The sequence below is a fragment of the Streptomyces sp. NPDC026672 genome (assembly GCF_040638185.1).
Lineage (GTDB): Bacteria > Actinomycetota > Actinomycetes > Streptomycetales > Streptomycetaceae > Streptomyces.
This window is the reverse complement of the sequence record NZ_JBEZXS010000094.1, coordinates 1-9,533: the sequence shown is the minus strand read 5'-3', so window position 1 is coordinate 9,533 and position 9,533 is coordinate 1. Positions and strand designations below refer to the sequence as shown.

The 9,533-nt window shown below is 72.7% G+C and carries 3 protein-coding genes; 2 read left to right on the top strand and 1 reads right to left on the bottom strand.

The window, feature by feature from the left end:
- Positions 1-137 precede the first annotated feature (137 nt).
- The gene (locus AB0F77_RS42770; protein WP_361960152.1) at positions 138-626 is read right to left on the bottom strand and encodes a peptidase inhibitor family I36 protein; all 489 of its coding nucleotides are present in this window, start codon (positions 624-626) and stop codon (positions 138-140) included.
- 469 nt (positions 627-1,095) lie between these two features.
- Between AB0F77_RS42770 and AB0F77_RS42765 the strand changes: the two genes are divergently transcribed.
- Positions 1,096-4,767 carry a S8 family serine peptidase gene (locus AB0F77_RS42765; protein WP_361960149.1) on the top strand — a complete coding sequence of 1,224 codons (3,672 nt, stop codon included), beginning with the start codon at positions 1,096-1,098 and terminating at the stop codon, positions 4,765-4,767.
- Positions 4,768-5,107: 340 nt separating this feature from the next.
- Entirely contained in the window at positions 5,108-9,358 is a 4,251-nt protein-coding gene (locus AB0F77_RS42760; protein ID WP_361960146.1) for a carboxypeptidase regulatory-like domain-containing protein, read from the top strand.
- Positions 9,359-9,533 lie beyond the last annotated feature (175 nt).

Here is a 9,533-nt window from a genome sequence, read left to right as displayed (position 1 = left end):
TTTCTGAACCCTCGGGAACCCTCGGGTGCCTTCGGCAAGGTGGGTGGGGGGGTTCGGCCCGCGGCAGCCCGCTGGGCGGTGTCGTCGCCGCGGCCCCGGCGACGACACGGCCCTGCGGGCGAAGCGTGATGCTCGGCTCAGCAGCCGGTACCGGACGACGGGTACGGGTAGTGGGCGTTCCCGCCGGAGGCGTTCTCGTTCTTGATGCTCGAGGGCAGGTTGACCGCCCGGTGTGCCGGAATGCCGATCCAGGACCCGGCGAAGTTGCTGTTGTAGAAGAGGTAGAACGTGTAGCTGGTGTCGTTGGCGACGGAGGCGACGTTGTTCTTGATGCTCTGCCCGAACCCCGCCGTCCCGGTCACGCTGCTCGCGCCGAAGCGGCAATTCGCGTAGTCACTGATGTTGTGGGTCTGCGGGTAGATTCCCCCGCTGAAATTGGAGTTGTAGTACAGACAGACCTGGCCCGAGGAGCAGGTCGACGGAAAAGGACTCGGGGCCGGCACCGGGATGGTGTTTCCCGTGGGCTCGACCGGGATCATCGCGGATGCCGGAGTCGTGGCCAGGAACAGGCCGGTGAACGTGGTGGCGGCCGTGAAAGCGGCGGCCGCGAGGCGCCTTCTCAACACAGTGCTTTCCCTCCCCGTGGTGCACCGTCAGTTTGGCGAGCGGCTCAGGATATTACGGTTCTGTTCTGTTGTGCCGTAGTAGGGGAGTAATTGCCCGAGTCTTTGCCATGCATTGGGCCGGTTCTGGCCGAAAAGCGGTGTGCTGTCGAGCGGTGCGTCGAAGAACTCGAGTGTTTCCCGCATGGAAAACGTGCATTACCGTCAGACGGCTGGGAATTCAAGTGCTTTACACGGTCTCTTCACGGGTGGTCAGATTCGGTTGATCATCGATTCTGGAGGCACTGTGCGACTCCCTTTTGCACGAAGATCCGCGGCATCGGTCGCGGCGGCCCTTGTCGCCACCCTGACCACCCCGGTGGCGGCCCACGGGGCCGTCGACTCCCCACCTTCCCCCGCCACTTCGGCCGGACACGGCGAGCCTCGGCCCGCACCGGTCAAGGTCACGTTGATCACGGGCGACGAGGTGACGGTGACCCGGGGACCCGGGCGGTCGGGCCTCTCGGTGGACGCCGTGGAGCGCCCGCGGGGAGCCAAGGGTTCGGTGCGTGTGGTCACCGAAGCCGGTGACACCTATGTGTATCCCGACGAGGCCATGGCCTACGTCGCGACGGGACGGCTCGACAAGCAGCTCTTCGACGTCACACAGCTGGTGGCCCAGGGCTACGACGACGCGCACACCGCTGCGCTCCCCCTGATCGTCACCCGCTCCGTGGAACCGTCCGCTCGCCAACCCGGCGTCGCCAGGGAGCCGTCCGCCTCGCCGTCGAGTACCGCGCTGCCGGGAGCGGAGACCACGCTCGACCTCCCGTCCGTGCACGGGGAGGCCCTTCGCGCCCGCCGGTCGAAGGCCGCCGTCTTCTGGGCCGCCCTCACCGACACCGCGCAGCAGGATGCCGAGCGGTCGACGGCGCGTGCCACCGCGGCCCCGGACGAAGGGACCGCACCCTCCTTCACCGCCGGTGTCGACAAGATCTGGCTCGACGGCAAGGCGGAGGCCGCTCTCGCCGACACCACGACGCAGATCGGCGCTCCCCCGGCCTGGGCCGCCGGCGGTACGGGCACGGGCGTCCGGGTCGCGGTACTCGACTCCGGTGTCGACCCCACCCACCCGGACCTCGCGGGCCGTATCACGGCGTCCCGGAGTTTCGTTCCGGGCGAGGACGTCGTCGACCGCAACGGCCATGGCACCCACACGGCCTCCACCGTCGCCGGGACGGGCGCCGCGTCCGGTGGCACGGAGCGGGGCGTCGCTCCCGGCGCCGATCTGCTGGTGGGCAAGGTCCTCGCCGACAGCGGATCGGGTCCCATATCGGGAATCATCGCGGGCATGGAGTGGGCGGCCCGGACCGAGCACGCCAAGGTGATCAACATGAGCCTGGGCACACCGGCGTGGCACACCCAGGACGATCCGCTGAGCCAGGCGGTCAACCGGCTGAGCGCCGAGACGGGCGCGCTCTTCGTCATCGCCGCGGGCAACGCCGGGAACGGCCCCTACAACGTGAGCGCGCCGGGCACGGCGGACGCCGCCCTCACCGTCGGCGCGGTGGACGCGTCCGACCACCTCGCCGACTTCTCCAGCGCCGGGCCGCGCCTCAACGACGACGCCCTCAAGCCCGACCTGACCGCCCCCGGCGTGGACGTACTGGCCGCGCGTTCCCAGTACATGAACGACGGCGGCGAAGGCTTCTACCGCTCCGACAGCGGTACGTCCATGGCGGCTCCCCATGTCGCGGGCGCGGCGGCCCTGCTGGCCCAGAAGCACCCCGGCTGGACGGGGCAGCAGCTCAAGGACGCGCTGATGGGCACCAGCGCACCGACCCCCGCCTACAGCCCCTATCAGGCGGGCTCCGGCCGACTGGACGTGGGCACCGCGTACCGGCAGGACCAGGTCGTCGCCGGTGGATCGGTGGACGCCGGGCTCGTCCGCTGGTCGCCGGACCAGGCGCGGAAGCCGATCGAGAAGCGGATCACCTACACCAACACCACCGACCTGCCCCTCACGTTGCGGCTCTCGGTGGACCGGGGCGACTCGCCCGCCGGAGTGTTCACACCCGCCGTCGACCGCGTCACGGTACCGGCGCGCGGAACCTCGTCGGTCGCCCTCGTGGCCGACCCGCGGGGACTCGCGCCGGGCCGGTACGCCGCCCAGGTCGTCGCGCGTTTCCCGGCCGGTACGGTGCACACGGCCGTGGGCCTGTCCGTCGAGCCCGAGAAGCACGCCCTGACCGTGCACCTGAAGGACCGGGCCGGCAAGCCCATCAGCGGCGAGGTCGAGATCACCGGCGCCGACGGGAGGACCACCACCATGTGGGTCCCGGACGGCACCCTCACCAGCCGCTGGGCCCCCGGCTCCTACACGGTCGTCTCCACCCTGGACGTGGAGGGCCGCCATGGCCCGCACTCCCTCGGATACGCCGTCCTGACCGTGCCCGAGCTCGATCTGACGACCGACCGGGACGTGGAACTCGACGCCTCGCGCAGCCGCCGGGTCAAGGTGGAGACGCCCGAGCCCACGTCCGTCACCACCGGCAGGATCGACCTGTTCCGCTCCTTCACCTCCAGCGAGCCGACACCGAACGACCCGCAGGCGCTGCACCAGGTCCTCATGCCCTCCGCCGCCTACGACAGCCTGTGGGCCCTGCCGACCAAGGGCCGGGTGAAGAAGGGCAGTTTCGTCTTCACCACCCGGATCCGCGCCGAGCAGACCCCGTTGAGGATCACCTACCGGGGACGCGGCCTCGACGACACCCTGCTGGTGCAGCCGGGGTCCGCCCCGTTCCGCGCCGGCATCACGCAGGTGGACGCCGTCTTCGCCGGGACCGGCACACCCGCCGACTACACCGGACTGTCCGCCCGCGGCAGAGCCGTGGTCGTCCGCGCCGGCGATGCCGTGGCCCCGACGGATCAGGCGGCGGCGGCACGCACCGCGGGGGCGGCGATGCTCCTCGTCGTCAACGACGGCGACGGCCGCAGGAGCGACTGGTACGGCGACCCCGACGGCAGGACGACCGGGCGGATCCCGGTCGCCTCACTCGCCATGGACGACGGCGAAGACCTGATCACCAGGACGAAGGCCGCGGGCAGGAACGGGACACGGCTGACGGTCGAAGCACACCCCGCGCCCGCGTACCTGTACGACCTGGCCGACTACCACCGGGGAGGCGTGCCGGACGACCCCTCGGCCGCGACCGACCCCGGCAGTCTCGCCCGCATCGAGAACGACTTCGCCCCGCCCGCCGGCCGACAGGTCGTGGAGAGCCGGGAGGACAGCCCGTCGTACGAGTACTGGCCGGCCGCCTACCCCTACGCCGGGTTCGGCATGACGCGCGTCCCCCCGTTCCCGAGGGAGCCGGTCGCCGCGGGCCACCGTACCGACTGGGTCTCGGCCGGGAACGGCGTCAAGTGGCAGCAGTACGCGACCGTCGACGGCTGGTCGACCTTCACCGACATAACGAGCTACCGGCCCCGCAGCGTGCAGACGGAACGCTGGTTCGGACCTCTCGTCCGGCCCCGCATGCTCAGCTTCGAGGTCCCGCACCGTGTCGGCGACGCCATGGGCGGAATGATCGCGGGATTCGGCGACGGAGGATCCGCCCACAGCGGTGACACCGGCATGATGGCGCGCAGCTTCTCGCTGTATCAGGGGGACCGGCTGCTGGCGCGGAACGGGCCACGGCCGGACTTCGGGGTGGGCGACCTGGCGCCGCAGAGACTCCCGTACCGGCTGGTCGTCGACACGCAGGGGAACGCCGACCTCACCCCGTACTCCACCGCCACGCACACCGAGTGGCGGTTCCTCTCCGGCAACGCCGACGACCAGGCCGTCCCGCTGGTCCAACTCGACTACGGGATCGACCTGGACCCCGCGGGGCGGGCGAAGCGCACGTCGGCCTTCTCCGTCACGCCCGCCGTCGTCGGCAGTGACGCCGCGGTGGACGCGGTCTCCTCACTCGGGGTCGAGGTCTCCTACGACGACGGGGCGTCGTGGCGGCGGCAGGACCTGAGGGAGGACAAGGGCACCTGGCGGACGCTCCTGAACGCACCGCGCGGGGCCGGCTACGTCTCCGTCCGGGTCACCGCCGAGCAGCGCGGCGGAGGCGGCGTCACACAGACCGTCACCAGGGCCTTCGGCCTCAAGTGACCCTGGAGTGAAGGAGGGTGGGCCGGTCCGCATGGGCCGGGCCCACCCTCTCTCCCTTTCCTCGGGGGTGTTCCACCGGAACTCACGGCTCCGTGCGCCCGCGCGGGGCGGACGCAACTCGCCTTCCTGGGCCGCTCGTTCATCAGAATGTGTCGAGGGCGTGAACACGACACGGCGCCAAACCGCCAACGTCCCGCATTGACCGGCCGAGGCGCCCGGTTGGACCTTTGTGCTGGTCAACACAGTTCACATCCGCCTCCGGTGACCGCACGGTCACCGCCGACCGTCCGCGTGCCGAACGGCGCCGGGCCGCCCGTCCCACCACCCTCTGGAGTTCTCCTTGCCGCACAGATCGCTCGCCGGACCCGGGCGGCGCAGACCGTCACGCCCCGGCTCCGTCGGGGCCGCGGTGGCCGCCGCCGTCCTCGCCGTCCTCGTGGCGCTGCTGCCCCAACAGGCCCTCGCCGCACCCTCCACGCCCGCCGCGACGACCTCCGCGGTCACCACCGAGCCGGCCTGCGGCACGCCCAAACCCGGCTCCTTCACCTGTTTCGCGCTGCGCCGCACGGACGTCCGGGCCAAGCTCGGCCTGCGGAGTGCGGCGGCCGGCCAGACGACGCCCGACGGCTACTCCCCGGCCGACCTGCGCGCGGCCTACGGACTGCCGGCCGACGGCGGCGCCGGGGCGACCATCGCCATCGTCGACGCCTACGACAACCCCGACGCCGAGGCCGACCTCGCCGTCTACCGCCAGCAGTACGGACTGCCCGCCTGCACCTCCGACAACGGCTGCTTCCGCAAGGTGGACCAGCGCGGCGGAACCGCCTACCCGGCCGCCGACGACGGCTGGGCCGGGGAGATATCCCTCGACCTAGACATGGTCTCCGCGATCGCCCCGCAGGCACACCTCCTGCTCGTGGAGGCCGACACCGCCTCCTCCGACTCCCTCGGCACGGCCGAGAACACCGCCGTCTCCCTGGGCGCCCGGTACGTCTCCAACTCCTGGGGCGCCTACAGCGACGACTCCGGGCAACTCGCCTTCGACGAGGCGTACTTCAACCACCCCGGAGTGGCGGTCGTCTTCAGCTCGGGCGACGACGGCTACGGCGTCAGCTACCCGGCCTCCTCGCCGTACGTGACCTCGGTGGGCGGGACCTCCCTGGTGCGCGACGGCAGCGCGCGCGGCTGGGACGAGTCGGTGTGGAACGCCACCACCGTCGACGGCCAGGGCGGTCAGCACTGGGGTGCGCCCGGCTCCGGCTGCTCGGCCGTCGAGCCCAAGCCCGCCTTCCAGTCGGCGGTCGACTGCGCCGGCCGGTCCGTCGCGGACGTCAGCGCCGTCGCGGACCCGGCCACCGGCGTGGCGGTCTACAACTCCTTCTCCGACGGCGGCTGGAACGTCTACGGCGGCACCAGCGCCTCCGCGCCCATCATCGCCGGTGTGTACGCACTGGCGGGCACGCCCGTCTCCGGCACCTACCCGGCCGCCTACCCGTACCAGGCGCCCGGCGCCCTGCACGACGTGACCCGGGGCGACGACGCCAGCTGCGCCGACAGCTCGGTGTGCGGCCACGGCCCCGAGCCCGACTGCACCCCCGCCTTCACCTGCGCCGCGCAGCCCGGCTACGACGGACCGACCGGACTGGGCACGCCCGACGGCACCACCGCCTTCCGCCCGGGTGCGCACGGCACCGTCTCCGGATCGGTCACCGACGCCGGCAGCGGCCGACCGGTGACGGGCGCCACGGTAGCCCTCGGTGACCATCGGGCGACCACGGACGCCGAGGGCGGGTACCGGCTCGACGTACCCGCCGGTTCCTATCCGCTGACCATCAGCGCGTTCGGCTACGAGGACGCCGACCTGGGCACGGTGCGTGTCGACGACGGCGCCACCCTGACCGAGAGCGCGAAGCTCACCGCGGTGCCCTCGCAGACCCTGTCGGGAACCGTCCGGGACGGCGGACAGCACGGCTGGGGCGTCTACGCCCGGCTCACGATCGACGGCGTACCCGGCACCTTCTTCACCGACCCGGCGACCGGCCGTTACTCGGTGCGGGTGCCCGACAACCACAGCTACACCCTGCGCGCCACGGCGCTCTACCCCGGCTACCGGCCCGCCGACACCACCGTCACGGTGGGCACCACCGCGCGGACCGCGAACCTGGCACTGCCGCTGAACGCCACGGGAGCGCTCCCACCCGGCTATGAGATGACCTACCACGGTGGCGGGTCGCAGTCCTTCGCGACCACGTCCACGCCCGCGGGCTGGACGGTCCGCAACAACACCGAGGCCGGGGGCTGGCAGTTCGACGACCCGCTCAACCGGGGCAACCAGACCGGTGGCACCGGCCGCTTCGCCGAGGTGGACGACTTCGCCCTCGGCTGGGCTCCCGCGGACACCGAACTCCTCAGCCCCACCTACGACTTCAGCGCCGAGCGCGCCCCCGAGCTGCAGTTCGACACCGCGCTCCCGTCGCTCTACCGACTCGGTGACCTGACCGCCGACGTGGACGCGAGCACCGACGGCGGAGCGACCTGGACCACTCTGTGGCACCACACCGACATCGTCCCCGGACCCGCCCACGAGACGGTGCCCCTGACCGACTACGCGGGCAAGAAGTCGGTGCGCGTCAGGTTCCACTTCACGGGCTCCCTGACCGGCATCTGGCAGATCGACGACGTGACCGTGGGCACCCCGACCCTGGTCACCCGGCCCGGCGGGCTGCTGGTCGGGCAGATCGACGACGCCAACACCGGCCACGGCGTACTCGGCGCCACGGTCGCCGGCACGACCGTTCCCGCGGACAGCGGTCGCATGGTGGCCACACCGGACGACCCGGCGCGGAGCAACGGCCTGTACTGGCTGTTCTCCTCGCGCACCGGCAACCAGAAATTCACCGCCGGCCTGCCCGGCTTCGGCTACCCGCCGGTGACCGACACGGTCAAGGTGCGACCGGACGCCGTCACCGCGGCCGACTTCGCCCTGCACCCGGCCCAACTGCGCTACGACGTATCGGCCCTGACGGCCAATGTGCCGTGGGGCGGCAGCAAGGCCGTCACGGTGACGGTCCGCAACACCGGCGGATCGCCCGCCACCGTCTCGCTCGGCGAGCAGCGTCTCGGCGGGAACCCGACGGCCCCGGCCGGCGCCCCCGCCCGGCACACCAAGTCCACGCTCACCCCGAACACCCTGCTGCGCACCGCGGCCGCGTCGGCCTCCGACCCCGGCACCCCGGACGGGCAGGCATGGTCCGGGCTGACCGACCTGCCGACCGGGACCTTCGGAGGGATCGCCGCGGTCGACGACGGCACCCTGTACGCCGGCCTCGGCGAAGCACCGGGCAGTCAGTGGAGCGGCGCCTTCTACTCCTACGACCCGGGCACCGCGACCTGGCGCACGCTCACCGGGCCGGCCACCAAGAGGCTCGGCCCGGCGTACGGGTTCATCCGCGGCAAGCTGTACGTCACGGGCGGCCGTGACGCCGCGGGCGTGCCCATCGCGGGCGGCGAGGTCTACGATCCGGCCACCGACACGTGGTCGCAGATCGCCGACGCGCCCAAGGCGTACGGCGCCGCGGGCTCGGTGGTCCTCGGGGACCGGCTGTATGTGATCGGCGGCTGCGACCAGATCAACTGCGGCGTCGACGACGTCCAGGTCTACGACCCGGCGACCGACACCTGGTCCGCCGGGAAGCCCTACCCGGAGCCGATCTCGTACCCGGTGTGCGGCGCCGCGGACGGCACGGCCTACTGCGCGGGCGGCGCCTACGAGCCCAACGGCCGCGCCCCGCAGGACACCGACCACGCGTACGCGCTGGACCCGGCGACCGGGGCCTGGCACCGGGTGGCCGACGCCCCGGCCGACCTCTGGGGTGCCACCGGGACGGCGGCGAACGGCGAACTCCTGGTCGCGGGCGGCTTCGAGGTGAGCACGGGCGCGCTGACCAACGAGGCGCACGCCTACGACCCGGCCAGCGACACCTGGTCCGCGCTGCCCAACCTGGCCGAGCCGGTGCTCGGCGCGCAGTCGGCACTCGGCTGGTACACGATCGGCGGCATGAACGCCTTCAGCGTCCCGCAGCAGGCCGTGCGCGAACTGCCGGGCTGGGACCGGGCGCACGGCGACGTGCCGTGGCTCTCGGAGTCCACCGGAACGCTGACGGTGAAGGCACACGGGTCGGCCAAGGTGCGGCTGACCCTGGACGCCGGGGCGATGACGTCGGCCGACGCGGGCGCCCACCGGGCCGAGCTCGTCGCCGACACCGACACCCCGTACGGCGCGGTGTCGCTGCCGGTCACCATGACGGTGGTCCCGCCGGCCGGCTGGGGCCTGCTCACCGGGACCGTCACGGGCACGAAGGCGGACGGTACGACGGCACCCCTGGCCGGGGCGTCGGTCGACATCGACGCCCCGAACGGCGGTCTGACCGTGACCACGGGTCAGGACGGCACGTACTCCGTGTGGCTTCCGGCCAAGGGCGGCCCGGTGCGGGTGATCGTGTCGGCCGACGGCCACCGGCCCGCGACCAGGTCGATCCGGCTGGTGAAGGGGGGAGCGGTCACCGCGGACTTCCGTCTCCAGGCTCGGTGAGGCAGGCCGGCCGGGGCACACCCGGCCGGTACCCACCGGCCCGGGGGGCGGCGGGGGGCGGCGCCCCCCCCCGGCCCGCGCCGGGGCCCCCCCCCGCGCGCCGGGGGGCGGGGCGGGGCGCCCCCCGCCCCCCCGCCCCCCCCCGCGCCGGGGGGGGGGGGGGGGGCCCCCCCCC